General features: G+C 67.5%; 13 protein-coding genes. 6 read left to right on the top strand and 7 right to left on the bottom strand.

The window, feature by feature from the left end:
• Positions 1-163: 163 nt before the first annotated feature.
• The gene (locus tag Q0053_RS03625; protein WP_298096152.1) at positions 164-583 is read left to right on the top strand and encodes a SufE family protein; all 420 of its coding nucleotides are present in this window, start codon (positions 164-166) and stop codon (positions 581-583) included.
• Here Q0053_RS03625 and Q0053_RS03620 read toward each other — a convergent pair.
• The 3 genes from Q0053_RS03620 to Q0053_RS03610 form a co-directional block, all read right to left on the bottom strand.
• Positions 577-1,098 carry a hypothetical protein gene (locus Q0053_RS03620; protein WP_298096149.1) on the bottom strand — a complete coding sequence of 174 codons (522 nt, stop codon included), beginning with the start codon at positions 1,096-1,098 and terminating at the stop codon, positions 577-579. The genes Q0053_RS03625 and Q0053_RS03620 overlap by 7 nt on opposite strands.
• 165 nt (positions 1,099-1,263) lie before the next feature.
• Positions 1,264-1,992, bottom strand: a complete 729-nt coding sequence (locus Q0053_RS03615; RefSeq protein ID WP_298096146.1) for a DUF6456 domain-containing protein — start codon at positions 1,990-1,992, stop codon at positions 1,264-1,266.
• Positions 1,989-2,345 (bottom strand): chromosomal replication initiator DnaA, encoded by a 357-nt coding sequence (locus Q0053_RS03610; RefSeq protein ID WP_298096143.1) that lies wholly within the window; start codon positions 2,343-2,345, stop codon positions 1,989-1,991. The genes Q0053_RS03615 and Q0053_RS03610 overlap by 4 nt, the downstream gene beginning before the upstream one ends.
• Before the next feature lie 293 nt (positions 2,346-2,638).
• Between Q0053_RS03610 and ctrA the strand changes: the two genes are divergently transcribed.
• On the top strand, positions 2,639-3,352 hold the full coding sequence (gene ctrA / locus Q0053_RS03605) for a response regulator transcription factor CtrA (RefSeq protein ID WP_298096140.1): 714 nt from the start codon (positions 2,639-2,641) through the stop codon (positions 3,350-3,352).
• A 168-nt stretch (positions 3,353-3,520) separates the two neighbouring features.
• Positions 3,521-4,015 carry a hypothetical protein gene (locus tag Q0053_RS03600; RefSeq protein ID WP_298096137.1) on the top strand — a complete coding sequence of 165 codons (495 nt, stop codon included), beginning with the start codon at positions 3,521-3,523 and terminating at the stop codon, positions 4,013-4,015.
• Between the two features lie 210 nt (positions 4,016-4,225).
• Here Q0053_RS03600 and Q0053_RS03595 read toward each other — a convergent pair whose 3' ends face one another.
• Both Q0053_RS03595 and Q0053_RS03590 read right to left on the bottom strand, forming a co-directional pair.
• Positions 4,226-5,728 (bottom strand): DEAD/DEAH box helicase, encoded by a 1,503-nt coding sequence (locus tag Q0053_RS03595; protein WP_298096134.1) that lies wholly within the window; start codon positions 5,726-5,728, stop codon positions 4,226-4,228.
• Positions 5,729-6,008: 280 nt separating this feature from the next.
• Positions 6,009-6,668 (bottom strand): DUF1345 domain-containing protein, encoded by a 660-nt coding sequence (locus tag Q0053_RS03590; RefSeq protein ID WP_298096131.1) that lies wholly within the window; start codon positions 6,666-6,668, stop codon positions 6,009-6,011.
• Between the two features lie 122 nt (positions 6,669-6,790).
• On the opposite strand from Q0053_RS03590, the gene Q0053_RS03585 reads away from it, so the two are divergent.
• A complete protein-coding gene (locus Q0053_RS03585; protein ID WP_298096128.1) occupies positions 6,791-8,920 on the top strand; it encodes a malate synthase G in 2,130 nt (709 codons plus the stop codon).
• Positions 8,921-9,025: 105 nt separating this feature from the next.
• On the opposite strand, the gene Q0053_RS03580 is transcribed toward Q0053_RS03585, so the two are convergent.
• Both Q0053_RS03580 and Q0053_RS03575 read right to left on the bottom strand, forming a co-directional pair.
• Positions 9,026-10,411, bottom strand: coding sequence for an HlyD family type I secretion periplasmic adaptor subunit (locus Q0053_RS03580; protein ID WP_298096125.1), 1,386 nt, complete (start codon positions 10,409-10,411; stop codon positions 9,026-9,028).
• Complete coding sequence (locus tag Q0053_RS03575) at positions 10,408-12,219, bottom strand: type I secretion system permease/ATPase (protein ID WP_298096124.1); 1,812 nt, start codon at positions 12,217-12,219, stop codon at positions 10,408-10,410. The genes Q0053_RS03580 and Q0053_RS03575 overlap by 4 nt, the downstream gene beginning before the upstream one ends.
• A gap of 226 nt (positions 12,220-12,445) precedes the next feature.
• Between Q0053_RS03575 and Q0053_RS03570 the strand changes: the two genes are divergently transcribed.
• Together Q0053_RS03570 and Q0053_RS03565 are read left to right on the top strand one after the other, a co-directional pair.
• Entirely contained in the window at positions 12,446-13,324 is an 879-nt protein-coding gene (locus Q0053_RS03570) for an ABC transporter ATP-binding protein (protein ID WP_298096121.1), read from the top strand.
• Positions 13,325-13,334: 10 nt separating this feature from the next.
• Positions 13,335-16,904: a M1 family aminopeptidase gene (locus Q0053_RS03565; RefSeq protein WP_298096119.1), complete on the top strand. Its 3,570-nt coding sequence runs from the start codon at positions 13,335-13,337 to the stop codon at positions 16,902-16,904.
• Positions 16,905-17,113: the final 209 nt, after the last annotated feature.

The raw sequence follows: 17,113 nt of genomic DNA, 5'->3' as shown, positions 1-17,113 counted from the left end.
ACGGGCCGGACACCATACCGCCGGCCTCGCCAGACTAGCCCCCGGGATGAGTCGTCCAAAGCCCGCACCCGTTCCAGGCGACTGACGCCGGGGGCTTGCCGGGGATTTCCGGGGAAAGGGAGGGTGGTTGTCGTTAACGCCGGTCCGGCCTATCCAGCGCCCCATGACCGCCGCCGCGCCCATCGAAGACACCCTGGCCGAACTGGTCGAGGAGTTCGACCTGCTCGGCGACTGGGAAGGCCGGATTGAATACGTCATCGACCTGGGCAAGGGCCTGGCCCCCCTGGCGGATGAGGACCGGATCGAGGCCAACAAGGTGCCCGGCTGCGCCGCCCAGGTCTGGCTGGCCGTGCGCCGCGAAGGGGATCGTCTGGTCTTCGCCGCGGACAGTGACAGTGCCCTGTCCAAGGGCAACATTGCCCTGTTGCTCAGGCTGTATTCGGGTCGGAGCCCGGCCGAAATCCTGGCCTTTGACGCCCGTGCGGCCCTTGACCGTCTGGGCCTGCCTTCGGCCCTGACGCGTCAGCGTGCCAATGGTCTGAACAGTATGGTGGGCCGGATCCGCGACGCCGCCGCTCAGTAGTAGGAGCCGCGGACCGTCATCGTCGGGCGTTCGCCGGCCTGTTCACGAACCTCGACGGCCAGGCCATATTCGTCAGGGTAGGCGCTGCGGCGATCCCAGCGCCAGGCATTGTCCGGCGGGCTGGTCCAGTATCGCTCGTCGCGAAAGGCGCGGCGGCCGAGGTCCGCCAGCTCGCGGGCGCTGGCCCGGCTGGAGGAGATGATGCAGCTGACTTCATAGGCCGGGCGCGCATCACGTTCGACGGAGCCTTCCTCGATCCGGACCCGCCAGACGCCGTCCCGGGACACCATGGTGACCTCGGAAGCCCAGTCATCAAGCGGGGCGGTGTCATTCACCGGCCGGCGGAACTCGAGTTCGCGGGCCGCCTTGACCGACCGCTCGAGGGTCTGGGCCCGGTTGGCAAAGGGGAGGCACACCTCGGTCAGCAGTCCGGCGGGCACGGCCTCCTGGGCTGAAACGGGCAGGGCAATGGACAGCAGGCCGGCGGCCAGGACGCAACAAACTACTGGCTTCACCGTCATCCCCGAACTCGACGGCCACAGGAGCCTGCCGCCGCAACGCAATAGCGCGCCCCCGAAGGCGCGCGCTTTCAACTTCACCCTACGGCTGAATCCGGACAGGGAAAAGTTACGAGCCTGTAACCTGACACAGCGCGCCGTCCTTGTCGCCCCGCCACCCTGTCAGCCGATGCGGTAATGGACCGCAAGGGCGGCCAGGCCCTTCTGCAGCAGATGTTTGCCCTCGCGGCGGCGTAGCCCGAGGTCGCGTTCGGCCGCCTGCAGGGCCGAGGCGCGGATGCAGATGGCCTCGACCATGGGCCGGGCCGGGCCGCAGGCCGCGAGCGCAGCCTCAACCCGTCGCGCCGCGGCAAGGGCAGAATCCCCCGGCTCGGCCCGGACCGCCGACCCGCCGCCCGAACGGGGCAGGGCGTCCCAGCGCAGGGTGAGCGAGGGCCCGCGCGCCGCCTGCTCGGCGTCCAGACCCAGGCGGGCGGCCGCCGCGATCTGGGCGGCAACCAGCCAGGGTCGGCCGTCGACCGTCCTGCGCTGCGCCAGCCACAGGATCGCCGACTGGCCCAGATTGGCGCGCCTCTGCCCGGGCCGTCCGTCCGTCTCCATCACGGTGCGGGTCCCCTCGATCACGCCGGGCCGTCCCGGCTCGGGCGCCGGGGCACCGATGTGCGGTGCGGTCCGCGCGACCCAGCCTCCGTCCGGTCGCCGCCGCAGCCCGGGTGTCTCGACCAGCCGGCGGAAGCCGTCCTCATCGAGGACCAGAATGACGCGGCTGCGCCGATCCCGTCCGGGCCTGACCGCATAGCCGGCCGGCACAGCCTCGATCCAGCCGTCGCGCCGCGCCAGCAGCCGCCGTGCCCGGACGACCGCCGCCGTGTCCCCTGCCGGGCCGGTCATGCCGGCAGCTCGCAGCGCGGGGCCTCAAGCAGCTGGCTGACACACAGCTCCAGCCGTTCCAGCAGGGCATCGACCGACGGATGATCCCGCCCGTCCTCAGCCCAGCGGCAGGCCGCCGCCGCCGTCGCCCGGTTCAGGCCGAAGGCATGCGCCACCCGGTCCAGGGGCCAGCCGAAGGTGACATAGGCGGTGTAGAGGGCCAGCCAGCGGGCGCGGCAAACCCGGCCCTTGAGCCGCACAGAGGCGGTCATCTTCTCCACACTGATGCCGGTCGCCGCGGCGACCAGCTGCAAGGCCAGCCCGGCGCGGATCCGGTCCGCGTCGGTCACCGGCACCCGATAGGTTTCGACCATTTGAAACTCCCGTCATCCCGTAGCGCCGGTCATTTCTCACGCCGACGTCTGAGCGGAATATAATCCTATGGCTACGTCGAAAACGGACGCAGGGCGGGTCCGCTGACCGCACTGCGAAAAAATCTCGTTCGCTTGACTCAGGACTCTCGACGCCGATTCGCAAATCAGCCTACGATTCGTCTCAACGGGGTGGAGTTAACCTTTCTTAAGTTTTTCCCCGGTTAACTCCCGAACAAGGTTACCCGGCCTTCGATGTCGGAAATCACTGTCAAGCTTTGCCTGGAGGGGCATAAATGCGCGTCCTGCTTATCGAAGATGATCATGCGACCGCGCAGAGCATCGAACTCATGCTCAAGTCCGAGGGGTTCAACGTCTACACGACGGACCTCGGAGAAGAGGGCATCGATCTCGGCAAGATCTACGACTACGACATGATCATGCTGGACCTGAACCTGCCTGATATGAACGGTCTTGAGGTTCTGCGTCAGCTGCGCGTCGGCAAGATCAATACCCCGGTCATGATCCTGTCGGGCTCGACCGAGATCGAGACCAAGGTCAAGACCTTCGGCGGCGGTGCCGACGACTATATGACCAAGCCCTTCCACAAGGACGAGCTGATCGCGCGCACCCACGCCGTGGTCCGTCGTTCCAAGGGTCACGCCCAGGCCATCATCCACACCGGCGAGATCGCGGTGAACCTGGACGGCAAGACGGTCGAGGTGAACGGTCACCGCGTCCATCTGACGGGCAAGGAATACCAGATGCTGGAGCTGCTCTCGCTCCGCAAGGGCACCACCCTGACCAAGGAAATGTTCCTCAACCACCTTTACGGCGGCATGGACGAGCCCGAGCTGAAGATCATCGACGTCTTCATCTGCAAGCTGCGCAAGAAGCTGGCCACGGCCGCCGGCGGCAAACACTATATCGAGACCGTCTGGGGCCGCGGCTATGTCCTGCGCGACCCGTCGGAAAGCACCGCCACCGCCCCGGCCAGCGCCGCCGCCTGACCGGTCCGACGATCAAGACACTGAAACGCCCGCCGGAGTGATCCGGCGGGCGTTTTCGTTGGGCGGCAGCCAAGAGTGGACTGTTCGATGGTTAGCTGAGGGTGGCGAGCGGACATTTATTCTGACAACACTAGATTGCGGGTAGCGAGGGTCGCTGGAGGTCAGCACATGAAGTCGAGGGTGGGACGGCTGGAGTGGTGGGGGACGTTCGTCGTGACGTATTTCCTCTATCTCCAAGCCACGGAGTTCTTTGCCCGGAACCTGCTGCGGGACGGTGAAACCCTGTCTGCTGCGACCGTCCAATCCACGGTTCTTCTGGGCGTCGCCGAAGCGGTCTGCCTAGCGGTAGCTTTGGCGGTTCAACGCCACGTCTCAATAAAACGCGCGCGTGATCGAGATGCCAGACCAATCGCATTCTGGGTCTACGCAGCCGTAAGCGTTGCGACGTTCGCAATCAGTCTAATCGTTTTGGTCTCAGGGCTATCCCTGCCGTTCAGCACGTCATGGATACCGGTGCCGCAGTTCCTAGCCTTCGGCTGGGCGGCGATAGAGTTGGGAGCGAGGCCCGGCGATCCTATGGCGAACCGCTGGGGTCCGGTGCCCAAGCCACTGTTCGACATGGTTGGTCCAAAGTCAGACAACTACAAACCGCCCCGGATTTGACGCGAACCGCCCTAAAGTCCGCTTCGGCTAGGGACCCGACCCTGGCGCTCGTCCGCAACAGGACAACACCTTACCTCCGTCATCCTCGGGCTTGACCCGAGGATCAGACTGTCCGCCGCACGGTGTCAGCCGGCGCGCGCCTGTCTTCACCGCGCCGGCCTCTGCATCTGACCCTCGGGTCAAGCCCGAGGGTGACGGTCCTTGTCTGCCTTACCCCTGCGCCGCATACCCCTTGCCGCCGTTGGACGGCTTGCGGCGGCGCGGGCGGCGCTTGATTTCGCCGTCGGGCTTGGCCGAGGCCGTGGCCGGGGCCGAGCTGTGGCGCGGGTCGTTGTTGCTGTTGCGCGGACGCTCGCGCGCCAGCGGGTCGAAGGTGCGCTCCGGGATCGGGCGGGCGTCGCGGCCCGGGCCGGCCTTGCGTACGCGGTGCGGTTGCCCGCCGCCTTCCAGCTTGACGCCGTCGCGGCGCGGATTGCGCGGGCCACGCTGCTGCTGGCGGTCGCCGCGGCCGTCGTCGGGCATCGAGGCCTTGGACTTGACGCCCGAGGCCATGATCGACTGGTCCAGCAGGGCCAGCGACTTGTCGTTGCGGCGGTCGGTGGCCGGGATCTTCTGGCGCGTGACCTTTTCGATGTCGCGCAGCAGCTTCATCTCGTCGCCGGCCACGAAGCTGATGGCGGTGCCGTCGGCGCCGGCGCGGGCGGTTCGGCCGATGCGGTGCACATAGGCTTCCGGCACATAGGGCAGCTCGAAATTCAGCACGTGCGAGACGCCGTCGACGTCGATGCCGCGGGCGGCGATATCGGTGGCGACCAGGACGCGCAGCTTGCCGGCCTTGAAGGCGGCCAGGGTGCGTTCACGCTGGGGCTGGCTCTTGTTGCCGTGGATGGCCCCGGCCTCGACGCCGCCGGCTTCCAGATAGGCCGCGACCTTGTCGGCGCCGTGCTTGGTCTTGGTGAAGACCAGGCAGCGCGTATAGTGCGGATCCGCGAACATCTCGGTCAGCAGGGCGCGCTTGCGGCCCTGTTCGATGTGGATGATCGACTGGCTGATGCGCTGCACCGTGGTGGCCTGGGGCGTCACCGACACCTTGACCGGGTCCTTGAGCAGTTCGCCGGCCAGCTTGCCGATCTCCGACGGCATGGTGGCCGAGAAGAACAGGTTCTGGCGCATGGCGGGGATGCGGCTGACGATCTGGCGGATCGGCTTGACGAAGCCCAGGTCCAGCATCTGGTCGGCCTCGTCGAGGACGAAGATCTCGGTCGAGGACAGGTCCAGCGTCTTCTGCTGCATATGGTCCAGCAGACGGCCGGGGGTGGCGACCAGCACATCGAGGCCGGCCTGGATGGCGCGTTCCTGCGGGCCGTATTTCACGCCGCCAAAGACGACCGCGACCTTGAAGCCGAGGTGACGGCCATAGGTCTTGAAGCTCTCGGCGATCTGGCTGGCCAGTTCGCGGGTCGGTGACAGGATCAGGACGCGCGCGGTGCGCGGCTTGGGCGCGACGCGGTTGGCGGCGAGGCGGTGCAGGATCGGCAGGGCGAAGGCCGCCGTCTTGCCGGTGCCGGTCTGGGCGATGCCCAGCAGGTCCTTGCCGGCCATGACGTCAGGAATGGCCTGGGCCTGGATCGGGGTGGGGGTGGTGTAGCCTTCGGAGGCCAGCGCCTGCAGCAGGGCCGGATTCAGGCCGAAGGAGTCGAATGTCTTGCTCATGGGAGCCATGTCTTTCGCATGCGGCGACGCGCATCGACCGGGCTGACAAGCCATGGGCCGCGCACCGCCAGTCCCGACGGGGCCTCTGGGTGAGGCCTTCGGGGTGGATCGGGCGCCGCCCCGCGTGTCCGGGCAGCGAATGAATCTTGAGGGCCGGCCGCTGCTACAGTCAGGTCTTCGGAAGTCGGAAGACCCACACGCGCTGGAGCGCACCGGGGCATCGCAATTGTGCGACGCAGCGCAAATGGGCGCTCAATGCGGCCAAGTCAAGGCGGAGAGGTTAACCGCCGCCCAGCAGTCCGACCGCCAGATTGACCGTCAGGGCCACGATCACCGTGTTGAACAGGAAGGCGGTGACGCTGTGCACCGTCACCGTGCGCCGCAGTTTCCGGTCGAGGATCTGGATGTCGGCCGTCTGCAGGGCCACGCCGATGATCAGCGAGAAATGCAGGAAGTCCCAATAGTCCGGGTCCTCGCCGCCCGGGAACGCCAGTCCGCCCTGGTCCCCGTCCTTGCCCGCCGGGGCATAGAAGGCATGGGCATAGTGGAGCGCGAAGATCAGATGCACGAAGGTCCAGGACAGGGCCACGGTCGCCAGTGCCAGAACCGCGGCCCCGTCGGCCGCCTCGCCGCCGCCGGCCAGCCGCACCGCCTCGCCCACCACCACCGCTATACTGGCCAGGGCCGCGAACAGGGCCAGGGGCAGGACGGCACCGCCCGCCTGATCCAGTGCCGCCGCGCGCCGCCGGATATCGTCCGTCGACCGGGCACGCCTGAGCCTCAACAGGCTGTCGATCAGGAACAGCCCGACGCCGATGTCCCAGCCCAGGGCCAGCCGCGACAGCCATCCGCCGCCGACCGGCCACAACAGGCTGGAGCCCGCGATCAGCAACAGCAGGACCATGGGCCAGTGCAGGCGCAGCCAGGAGGGTGATGTCATGGGGTCGATGATGCGCTTCTCCTGTGCCCGTGCAAATGCCGTCTTCTTCGCAGGTGCAAAAATCCCCTCGACTTCCCCGAGGTCATCACGGAATGTTTCAGTCCCGCCCCGAGGAGTGCTCCATGTCGATGACGCCGCGTGCCGGTCTTGAGGTCGCCGGGGAACTGGCCGCCTTCATCGAGGCCGAGGCCCTGCCGGGGACCGGGCTGGAGGCGGACGCCTTCTGGTCCGGCGTCGCCGCCATCTTCGCCCGGTTCGCACCGGAGAACCGGCGGCTGCTGGCGGTCCGCGACGACCTCCAGGCCCGGATCGACGCCTGGCATCTTGGACGGCGGGGCGCGGCCCATGACGGCGCGGCCACCGAGGCCTTCCTGCGCGAGATCGGCTATCTGGTCGCGGAGCCCGCGCCCTTCACCATCGGCACGCGCAACGTCGACGCCGAGGTCGCGACCCTGGCCGGGCCGCAACTGGTGGTGCCGAGCCTCAACGCCCGGTTCGTGCTCAACGCTGCCAACGCCCGCTGGGGCAGCCTGTATGACGCCCTGTACGGCACGGATGCGCTGGGCGACCTGCCGCCGCCGGGACCCTATAACGCCGCGCGCGGGGCGCGGGTCGTGGCGCGGGCCAAGGCCTTCCTCGACGAGGCGGTGCCGCTGGCCCAGGGGTCATGGGCCGATCCGGGCGATCCGCACGGCGGCATCGCCCTGCGCGATCCCGGCCAGTATGTCGGCCACAGCGCGCGCGGGCGGCTGTTCCGCCACAACGGCCTGCATATCGAGGTCGTGTTCGACCGCGACCATCCCATCGGCCGCGATGATCCGTCGGGCATTGCTGACGTCGTGCTGGAGTCGGCCCTGTCGACCATCGTCGATCTCGAGGACTCGGTCGCTGCCGTGGACGCCGCCGACAAGGTCGCGGCGTATCGCAACTGGCTGGGCCTGATGAAGGGCGATCTGGTCGAGACCTTCGACAAGGGCGGCCGGTCGATGACCCGCGCCCTGAACCCCGACCGGGCTTTCACAGCGGCCGACGGCTCGGCCGTGACCCTGCCGGGCCGGTCGCTGCTGTTCGTGCGCAACGTCGGCCACCTTATGACGACGCCGGCCGTGCGGCTGGCGGACGGGTCCGACGCGCCCGAGGGCGTCCTGGACGCCATCGTCACCAGCCTGATCGGCCTGCACGACCTCAAGGGTCCCGGGACGGTCCGCAACAGCCGTGAAGGCTCGATCTATATCGTCAAACCCAAGATGCACGGGCCGGACGAATGCGCCTTCACCAACGCCCTGTTCGATGCGGTCGAGGACCTGCTGGGGCTGGCGCGGCATACGGTCAAGGTCGGGGTCATGGACGAGGAGCGCCGCACCTCGGCCAATCTCGCGGCCTGTATCCATGCGGTCCGGGACCGGATCGTCTTCATCAACACCGGCTTCCTCGACCGCACCGGCGACGAGATCCACACGGCGATGCAGGCCGGTCCGGTGGTGCGCAAGGGCGACATCAAGGCCTCCGCCTGGATCGCCGCCTATGAGGCCCGCAATGTCGCCATCGGCCTGGCCTGTGGCCTGTCGGGCAGGGCCCAGATCGGCAAGGGCATGTGGGCCGCGCCCGACCGCATGGCCGACATGCTGGAACAGAAGGCGGCCCACCCGAAGACCGGCGCCAACACCGCCTGGACGCCCAGTCCGACCGCCGCGACCCTGCACGCCCTCCACTATCACCAGACCGACGTCTTCGCCCTGCGGGACGCCATAGCGGCGCGACCGGTCCCCGGTCTCGACGACCTGCTGACCCCGCCACTGGCCCGTGGCGTCAACTGGTCCGGGGCGGAGATCGCCGAGGAGCTCGTCAACAACGCCCAGGGCCTGCTCGGCTATGTAGTGCGCTGGATCGACCAGGGCGTCGGCTGTTCCAAGGTGCCTGACATCCACGATATCGGCCTGATGGAAGACCGCGCCACCCTGCGCATCTCGTCCCAGCATATGGCCAACTGGCTGCTGCACGGCGTCTGCACGGCCGAACAGGTCGATGCCGCCCTGCTGCGTATGGCGGCGAAGGTCGACGCCCAGAACGCCGGCGACCCCCTCTACCAGCCGATGGCCACTGATCCCGCCGCCAGCCTCGCCTTCCAGGCCGCCCGCGCCCTGGTCTTCGACGGCGTCGCCCAGCCGAACGGCTATACGGAGCCGTTGCTGCATGCGTTCAGGCTGAGGACGAAGGGGAGGGCGAAGGGGAGGGCGAAGGGGAGGGCTTAGGGCTTAGGGATTAGGGATGAGCGGAGCCGCGGGCTCCGTCACAGCGCCCGGCCCAACCTCTCCCTAAGCCCTAAGCCCTAAGCCCTAATCCCTAATCCCTCGACCCTATTGCCCGCTTCCCGACCGCCACAGCTGGTTGGTCAGGGGTTCCAGCAGATAGCCGAGCGCCGTCCGCTTGCGCAGCAGCACCACCACCTCGACGGGCGCGCCGGGGCGCAGGGTTTCAGCACCCCGGCCGAGTTTGGCCAGTTCGGCGGCGGGGACGATGATCTCGGCCCGGAAATAACGGGCCCCGGTCTCCTGGACCGTGAAACTGTCAGCGGAAATGCGGGTGACCCGGCCGCGGATGATCGGCGGGTTGCGCTCGCGCAGGCCGGGGAAGCGGACCTCGGTGGTCTGTCCGATCCGCAGGTTGTCGACGTCATTGGGCGCGATCTGGGCGACGATAACCTGGGAGGCATCGCGGGGCACGATCTCCATCAGGGTCTGGCCCGCCTGGATGACGCCGCCCTGGGTGAAGATGGTCAGGCCGACGACCTCGCCCGAGACCGGCGCCCGCACCTGATTGCGCGCGAGTTGGGCCCGCAGCTCGTCCATGCGAGGTTTGACTTCGTTCAGCTGCACATCGATCTGGCGCAGCTGGTCGGCCACATCCTCATTCATCCGGGTCGAGACGCCGGACATCTGCAGCCGGGCCTCGCCGACGGCTTCCCGCGACTGGGCGATCTGGGCCCGGAGGGACCCCAGCTCACCGTCCAGCTGGGCGGCGGTCCGTTCCAGCGCCCGCACCCGGGTCAGGGGGGCGAAACCCTGTTCGGCGAGGCGGCGCATACCCGCCAGCTCCTCCTGAATCAGGCGCTGCTGCTCGACATTGGCGACGATCTGGCCCTCATAGCCGGCGATCTGCTCATTCAACTGGGCGACGCGCTGGCCCAGCACACCGGTCTCGGTGGTTCGACCGGTTCGGCGTGCGCCGAACTGCTGCTGCTGGATGCGCAGGGACTCGCGGGCCAGCCGCTGGTCCTCAACCGGCAGGTTGGCGAACTCGGCGGGGCTTGGAATACTGCCGAGTCTGTCGCGTTCGGCGATCAGCCGGGCCCGCTGGGCGATCAGGGCAAAGTACTGGCTGGAGGCGCCGCGTTCGATGGCCTTGAGCTCGCCGCTGGACAGCTGCAGCAAGACCTGGCCGCTGCGCACCGTATCGCCCTCAGCCACCAGCAGGGCGCTCACAACCCCGCCCTCGCGATGCTGCACGGCCTGCCGATTGCCCGAAATGGCGATCTGGCCCTGGGCATAGGCACCGGCATCGAGGGGGGCCAGCGCGGCCCAACCGAGGAAGATCACAAAGAACAGGACAATGATCGCGCCCCCGACGACCAGCTCGCGACGGGGGTTGTCGAGGGTCAGGGCCGGACCGGCGGGTGGTGTCGGCGGCACGGGGCCGTCGGGCGCGGGCGGCGTCGGGTCTGGCGGGGCACCGGCCTCGGTCATTGGGTGCGCCGGGGCTGGCTGGCCGGTTGCGCGGGCGGCTGGGGCTGCTGCTGATTTGGCCGGGATGTCGGTGGCTGGGCCGGCTGGGCGGGACGGCCGGCGGTGGCGCGCATCTTCTCCAGCACCTCCTCGCGCGGTCCCTCCAGCTGGACGACGCCGTCCCGCATCATCAGCAGCCGGTCGACCCGCGCCAGAACCCCGGCCCGGTGGGCGATGATGACCACGGCCGCGCCACGGGCGGCGGCCCCCAGAATGGCCTGCATCAGGGCGGCCTCGCCTTCCTGGTCGAGGTTGGAATTGGGCTCGTCCAGCACCAGCAGAACGGGGTCCCGATAGAGCGCCCGGGCCAGGGCGACGCGCTGGGCCTGACCGGCGGAAAGGCCCTGGCCATGGGGGCCGAGCCGGGTATCGTAGCCGTTCGGCAGGCGCAGGATCAGCTCATGGGCCCCCGCCGCCATGGCCGCCTTGACCGCGTCCCGGTCGGCCGTTTCCTGATCCACCCCGATGGCGGTCGAAAACCGCGAGATATTGTCCTTGATCGAGCCGGCGAACAGGCTGGGGACCTGGGGCAGATAGCCGATCCAGCGCGCCAGTTCGTCACCGTCCCGCGCGTCATACTCGGCGCCGTCGAGCCGCACGGTGCCGCCCTGCGGCTTGAAGGCCCCGGCGATGACCCGCGCCAGCGTGGTCTTGCCCGAACCGCTTGAGCCGACGATGCCCAGGGTTTCGCCGGGTTTCAGCGCAAAGGTGACGCTCCGAAGTTGCGGCGCCTCGGTGTCCGGAAATTTCACCGAGACCCCCTCGACCTGCAACCGGCCCCTGGGGTCGGGCAGGGTGGTGCGTTCGCGTTCGACCGAGGCGGTACCCGCGAACAGGTCGGTCAGGGTCTTCCAGCTGGCGACCGCCTGCACGAGGCTGGGCCAGACGCCGACCACCAGTTCGACCGGAGCCACGGCGCGGCTCAGCAGCACCGAGGCGGCGATGATGGAGCCCGGGGTGATGTCGCCCTTCACCGCCAGCCAGGCGGCGAGGCCCAGCGCTGCGGACTGCAACACGAGCCGAAGAAATTTGATCGCGCCGGAATAGTGGCCACCGGCCAGCTGGGCGTCGGCCTGGGCGGCGGTGGCCAGCTGGCGCTGCTCGATCTGACGCGCGATCGAGGACTGGCGCATGCCCAGGGCCCGGACGACCTCGGCCTGGCTGGCGACACCCTCCTGGGCGGCATAGGCGTGGTTCTGAGACTGGATGGCCTTGTTCAGGCGAGGCCGGGTGTCGCGCTCGTTCAGCCAGGCGAGGGCGAACAGAATGATCCCGCCGACCAGGGTCAGCAGCCCGATGGCCGGGTGAAGCAGGAAGCAGCACAGCAGGTAGATCGGGGTCCAGGGCGCATCGAACAGGGCCAGCATGCCCTGACCGCCGATGGCGCCCCGGACATGGTCGAACTCACGCAAGGCCTGGGTGTTGGGTGATTTCGCCTGAAGATCGACGACCCGCGACAGAACCTTGCCGGACAGCAGCCGGTCCAGCCGCAGCCCGGCGCGCAGCATCAGCCGGCCCCGCAACCAGTCCAGCGCCGCCAGCGCCGCGAGCGCGAAGACGGCGACCGCGGTGATCAGAACCAGGGTGGTCAGCCCCCCGGTCGGCACGACGCGATCATAGACCTGCATCATGTAGAGGGTGGGGGTCAGATACAGCAGATTGACCAGGGCCGAGAACACAAAGGCCCAGATGAAATGGGTCTTGCACGCCCTCAGCGCCTCGGCGAGGGGCTCGGTGCCCGGCTTGCTGGGGAGCAGGTTCTTCAACACGGGGGCGGCGGTTCCAACGGGATTGGGTCGTTAGTCTAACGGTTTGACGCGCTTACAGATAGGCGGTGCGGTTTCGACAGCAAATACCGGACTCCGGGCGTCATGGAGGCGGGATTGCGTCGGTCGGCTGCGCCCCTTGCAGGGTGGGGCCGGCAACCTGTCAGAAACGTAACTTGCTAGCCGAATTGCTGAATGACAAGACTCCTTGACTTTGAGGAGGGCTCCCATGCTGACGATCGAAAACCTGACCCATGTCTACGGCAATGGGACACGGGCGCTGGACGGCGTCAGCCTGAGCATTCCCAAGGGGATGTTCGGCCTGCTGGGGCCCAACGGTGCGGGCAAATCGACCCTCATGCGGTCGATCGCGACGCTGCAGACGCCGACCTCGGGCTCGATCCGGTTCGGCGACATCGATGTGATCCGGACCCCGGACCAGCTCCGCCGTGTGCTCGGTTATCTGCCCCAGGATTTCGGCGTCTATCCGCGCGTTTCCGCCTACGACATGCTGGATCACATGGCGGTGCTGAAGGGCATCTCCAACGGCAGGGATCGCAAGCAGACGGTCGAGGCCCTGCTGAACCAGGTCAATCTCTGGCCCGTGCGGGGCAAGGCGCTGGCCGGCTTCTCGGGCGGCATGCGCCAGCGCTTCGGCATTGCCCAGGCCCTGATCGGCAACCCCGAACTGATCATTGTCGACGAGCCGACCGCCGGCCTCGACCCGGAAGAGCGCAACCGCTTCCTCAACCTGCTGGCCGAGGTCGGCGAGAATGTCGTCATCATCCTGTCGACCCATATCGTCGAGGACGTCACCGACCTGTGCCCCCGCATGGCGGTGCTGGCCGGCGGCAAGATCCAGCTCGAAGGCGCGCCGATCGAGCTGATGCATACGCTCGAGGGGCGGGTCTGGACCAGAACCGTCGACAAGGCCGACCTGGCCGCATTCAGCAAGGCCCACAATGTCATTTCGAGCCGGCTCTTCGCCGGCCGTACCGTGATCCACGTCCTGTCTGACACCCATCCGGGTGACGGGTTCGAGCCGGCACCGGGCGGGCTTGAGGATGTCTATCTGGCGACCGTCAACGCCTCGCGCCGCGCGGCCTGAGGAACGGATCATGTTCGCCAGGATCGCCAGTTTCGAATTCCGCTACCAGCTGCGCCAGCCGGCCTTCTGGGTCATCGCCATCATCTTCGGCCTGCTGGCCTTCGGCGCGGTCGCCAGTCCGAACGTCCAGATCGGGTCGGGCGGCAATGTGCTCGTGAACGCGCCCTTCTCGCTGGCGATCGCGCACATCATCTTCAACGTCTTCTTCATGCTGGCGACGACGGCGATCGTGGCCAACGTCGTGGCGCGTGACACCCAAACCGGCTTCGGGCCGATGATCCTGTCCACGCGGATCACCAAGGGCGCCTATCTGTATGGCCGCTTCCTGGGGGCCTTTGCGGCCGTGGCGCTGTGCTACATGAGCATCGCCCTCGGCACCCTGGCGGGCACCTTCATGCCCTGGGTCGATCCCGAGACGATCGGGCCCTTGCGGCTGGGTGACTATGTTTATGCCTACCTCGTATTCGGCCTGACCGGCCTGTTCCTGACCTCGGCCCTGTTCTTCATGCTGGCCACGATCACCCGGTCGATGATGGCCACCTATATCGGCGTGGTCGCGGTCCTGATTGCCTATCTGGCCTCGACCGGTGTGCTGGGCTCGCGGCCTGAGTTCGAGGTCGCCATGGCCTGGGCCGAGCCGTTCGGCTCGGGCGCCTATGGTCTGGTCACCAAATACTGGACCGCCGCCGAGCGGAACACGCTGAATGCCCCGCTGGAAGGCGTGCTGCTCTGGAACCGGGTGATCTGGACTGCGGTCGGCGCGGCCTTCCTCGGTGCCGCCTATCTGCTCTACCGGCCCTCGCCGCGCGGGGCCAAGCTGAAGAAGCAGGATCGTCTCAAGGCGCTGGTCGAGAAGGACGTCGTCGTCACCCCCGTCGGCGCCCTGCCGCGCCCGAGCTACGGCTTCGCCAGCGGCCTGACCCAGCTGTGGTCCCGGGCCGTGTTCGAGACGGTGCTGGTATTCAAGAGCCCGGCCTATGTGGTGCTGGTCCTGCTGGCCATGGCCTTCGCTGTGGCGACCCTGTTCTTCACCGGAGAGATCTATGGCGCGCCGATCCTGCTGGTGACGCGCGTGGTGATCGAGGGCCTGACCGGGACCTTCGGCCTGATATCGATCGTCATCGCCATCTACTATTCGGGCGAACTGGTCTGGCGCGACCGGGACCGCAAGGTGCACGAGATCGTCGACGCCTCGTCGACGCCGGACTGGACCTTCCTGGTCCCCAAGACCCTGGCCCTGGCCCTGGTCCTGATCTCGACCCTGCTGATCGGCGTCCTCGCCGGCGTGGTGACCCAGACGATCAAGGGGTACACCGACTATGAGCTGGGCAAATACCTGCTCTGGTACGTGTTCCCGCAGTCGCTGAGTTTCCTGCAACTGGCCGTTCTGGCGATCTTCGTCCAGGCGCTGTCGCCCAACAAATTTGTCGGCTGGGCGATCATGGTCGTCTATCTGATCTCGACGCTGGTGCTGTCGAACCTCGGCTTCGACCATATCCTTTACCGCTACGGTGCGGGCATCGGCGTGCCCTTGTCGGACATGAACGGCCGTGGTGATTTCGCGGGCTTCGCGGCCTGGCTGGATGCCTACTGGAGCGCGTTTGCCGTCATCCTGCTGGTGCTGGCCTATGCCCTGTGGCGGCGCGGGACCGAGACCCGCCTGTGGCCCCGCCTGAAGCGGCTGCCACACCGGCTGAAGGGCCCCGCGGGCCTGATCGGAGGGGCGGCCCTGGCGGCCTTCGTCGGCCTCGGTGTCTTCATCTACATGAACACCAATGTCTGGAATGAGTACCGGACCCAGACCCAGCAGGAGGCCGAGCAGGTCGCCTACGAAAAGACGCTGCTGCGCTACGAGACCACGCCCCAGCCGTCGGTGGCCGATGTGCGGCTGGTCATGGACCTGCGTCCGCATCAGCCGAAGCTGACCACGCGCGGAACCTATGTTCTGGTCAACAACACCTCAGCGCCCCTGCCCGAGGTCCACCTGCGCTGGACCGGCGATCTGGATATGGTCAGCCTGACCGTCGAAGGCGCGACCGTCGCCCGCGAATGGAAGGATTTCGAATACCGGATCTACCGTTTCGCCAAACCGATGCAGCCCGGCGAACGCCGCACCGTGACCTTCGAGACCGTGCTGGAGCAGCGGGGTTTCCGGGCCAACGGCAACACCACCCGTCTGGTCGACAACGGCACCTTCGTGAACAACATGGAGTTCGCGCCGATGATCGGCATGGACCGCCAGGGCCTGCTGACCGATCGCAGCAAGCGCCGCAAGGCGGGCCTGCCGGCCGAGCTGCGTCCCGCCCGGCTGGAGGACGAGTCTGCCCGCCGCCGCAACTACATCGGGGCGGACTGGGTCACCGCCGACATCACCATCTCGACCGAGGCCGACCAGACCGTGGTCGCGCCGGGCCAGATGGTCTCGGACGTGGTCCGTGGTGACCGCCGCACCAGCCGGTTCTTGACCGAGTCCCCGGTGCTGAACTTCTTCTCGGTGCAGTCAGCCCGCTATGAGCGGACCGCACGGACGCACAACGGGGTAGAGATGGTGGTCTTCCACGACGCCGCCCATGACCGCAATGTGCCGCGGATGCTCGACGCCCTGTCGGCGTCGCTGGACTATTTCCAGACCCATTTCAGCCCCTACCAGTTCCGGCAGGCGCGGATCGTGGAGTTCCCTTACGGGGCGTTCGCCCAGTCCTATCCCAACACCTTTGCCTGGGCAGAAGGGCTCGGCTTCATCGCTGACCTCAGCGACGAGACCAAGGTCGACTATGTCACCTACGTCGGGGCCCATGAGTTCGCTCACCAGTGGTGGGCACACCAGGTGGTGGGTTCCGACCAGCAGGGGTCGACCGTCCTGTCCGAGACCCTGGCGCAGTATTCCGCGCTGATGGTCATGGAGAAGATGTACGGCCGGGAGCAGATCCGTCGCTTCCTGAAGCAGGAGCTGGACCGCTATCTCAGCGCACGCGGCACCGAGCGGCTGGAGGAGATGCCGCTGATACGCGTCGAGAACCAGCCCTACATCTACTATCAGAAGGGCGGGCTGGTCATGTATCTGTTGCGCGACCAGATCGGCGAGGAGGCGGTCAACCGCGCCCTGCGCCGGGTGCTGGCGCAGTACGCCTTCAAGGGCGCGCCCTATCCGCGCTCGCTCGACCTGATCGCCGCCATCCGGGCCGAGGCTCCGGCGGACAAACAGGCCCTGATCACCGACCTGTTCGAGAAGATCACCCTCTATGACGTCAAGACGACCGGGGTGACGGCCACGCGCCGCGCTGATGGCCGCTGGGACGTTGCGGTCACCGTCGACGCCCGCAAACTTTATGCGGATGGCAAAGGGGTCGAGACCGCGGCGCCGCTGAACGAGATGTTCGACGTCGGCCTCTTCACCGTCGAGCCCGGCAAGGCGGGTTTCGGCGAGGACGATGTGGTCCAGCTGGAGCGGCGCCCGATCCGGTCGGGTGTCCAGACCCTGCGCTTCATCACGACGCGGGAGCCGCGGTTCGCAGGCGTCGATCCGTTCAACAAATGGATCGACCGGGACTCGAACGACAATGTGCGGGCGGTCGGCTAGAGCCATCGGCGCTCCAGTTGACGCATGGGCCTCCAGCGACAAGAGTTCATCACAACGAGCACAACGGGCCACAGCGGACACGACGGGATCGGGACGGTGGCCCCATCGCGGATCGCTTCCTTCAGGCTCGATTTTTCGTCGGAGGGAGGTTCGGCGGCAAAGCCGCCCTTGTCTCATTTCGTTGCCGGGAAAGATCGACACACGCGGCA

This window comes from Brevundimonas sp. (genome assembly GCF_027487935.1).
GTDB lineage: Bacteria > Pseudomonadota > Alphaproteobacteria > Caulobacterales > Caulobacteraceae > Brevundimonas.
Note: the sequence above shows the minus strand (reverse complement) of the source record. Positions and strands in the feature narration are given on the sequence as shown.

What these genes read in the sequence shown, in the direction of transcription:
- Q0053_RS03625 (WP_298096152.1), top strand. Translation starts at nt 164, where the DNA reads ATGACCGCCGCCGCGCCCATCGAAGACACCCTGGCCGAACTGGTCGAG.
- Q0053_RS03615 (WP_298096146.1), bottom strand. Translation starts at nt 1,992, where the DNA reads ATGACCGGCCCGGCAGGGGACACGGCGGCGGTCGTCCGGGCACGGCGG.
- Q0053_RS03610 (WP_298096143.1), bottom strand. Translation starts at nt 2,345, where the DNA reads ATGGTCGAAACCTATCGGGTGCCGGTGACCGACGCGGACCGGATCCGC.
- ctrA (WP_298096140.1), top strand. Translation starts at nt 2,639, where the DNA reads ATGCGCGTCCTGCTTATCGAAGATGATCATGCGACCGCGCAGAGCATC.
- Q0053_RS03600 (WP_298096137.1), top strand. Translation starts at nt 3,521, where the DNA reads ATGAAGTCGAGGGTGGGACGGCTGGAGTGGTGGGGGACGTTCGTCGTG.
- Q0053_RS03595 (WP_298096134.1), bottom strand. Translation starts at nt 5,728, where the DNA reads ATGAGCAAGACATTCGACTCCTTCGGCCTGAATCCGGCCCTGCTGCAG.
- Q0053_RS03590 (WP_298096131.1), bottom strand. Translation starts at nt 6,668, where the DNA reads ATGACATCACCCTCCTGGCTGCGCCTGCACTGGCCCATGGTCCTGCTG.
- Q0053_RS03585 (WP_298096128.1), top strand. Translation starts at nt 6,791, where the DNA reads ATGTCGATGACGCCGCGTGCCGGTCTTGAGGTCGCCGGGGAACTGGCC.
- Q0053_RS03580 (WP_298096125.1), bottom strand. Translation starts at nt 10,411, where the DNA reads ATGACCGAGGCCGGTGCCCCGCCAGACCCGACGCCGCCCGCGCCCGAC.
- Q0053_RS03570 (WP_298096121.1), top strand. Translation starts at nt 12,446, where the DNA reads ATGCTGACGATCGAAAACCTGACCCATGTCTACGGCAATGGGACACGG.
- Q0053_RS03565 (WP_298096119.1), top strand. Translation starts at nt 13,335, where the DNA reads ATGTTCGCCAGGATCGCCAGTTTCGAATTCCGCTACCAGCTGCGCCAG.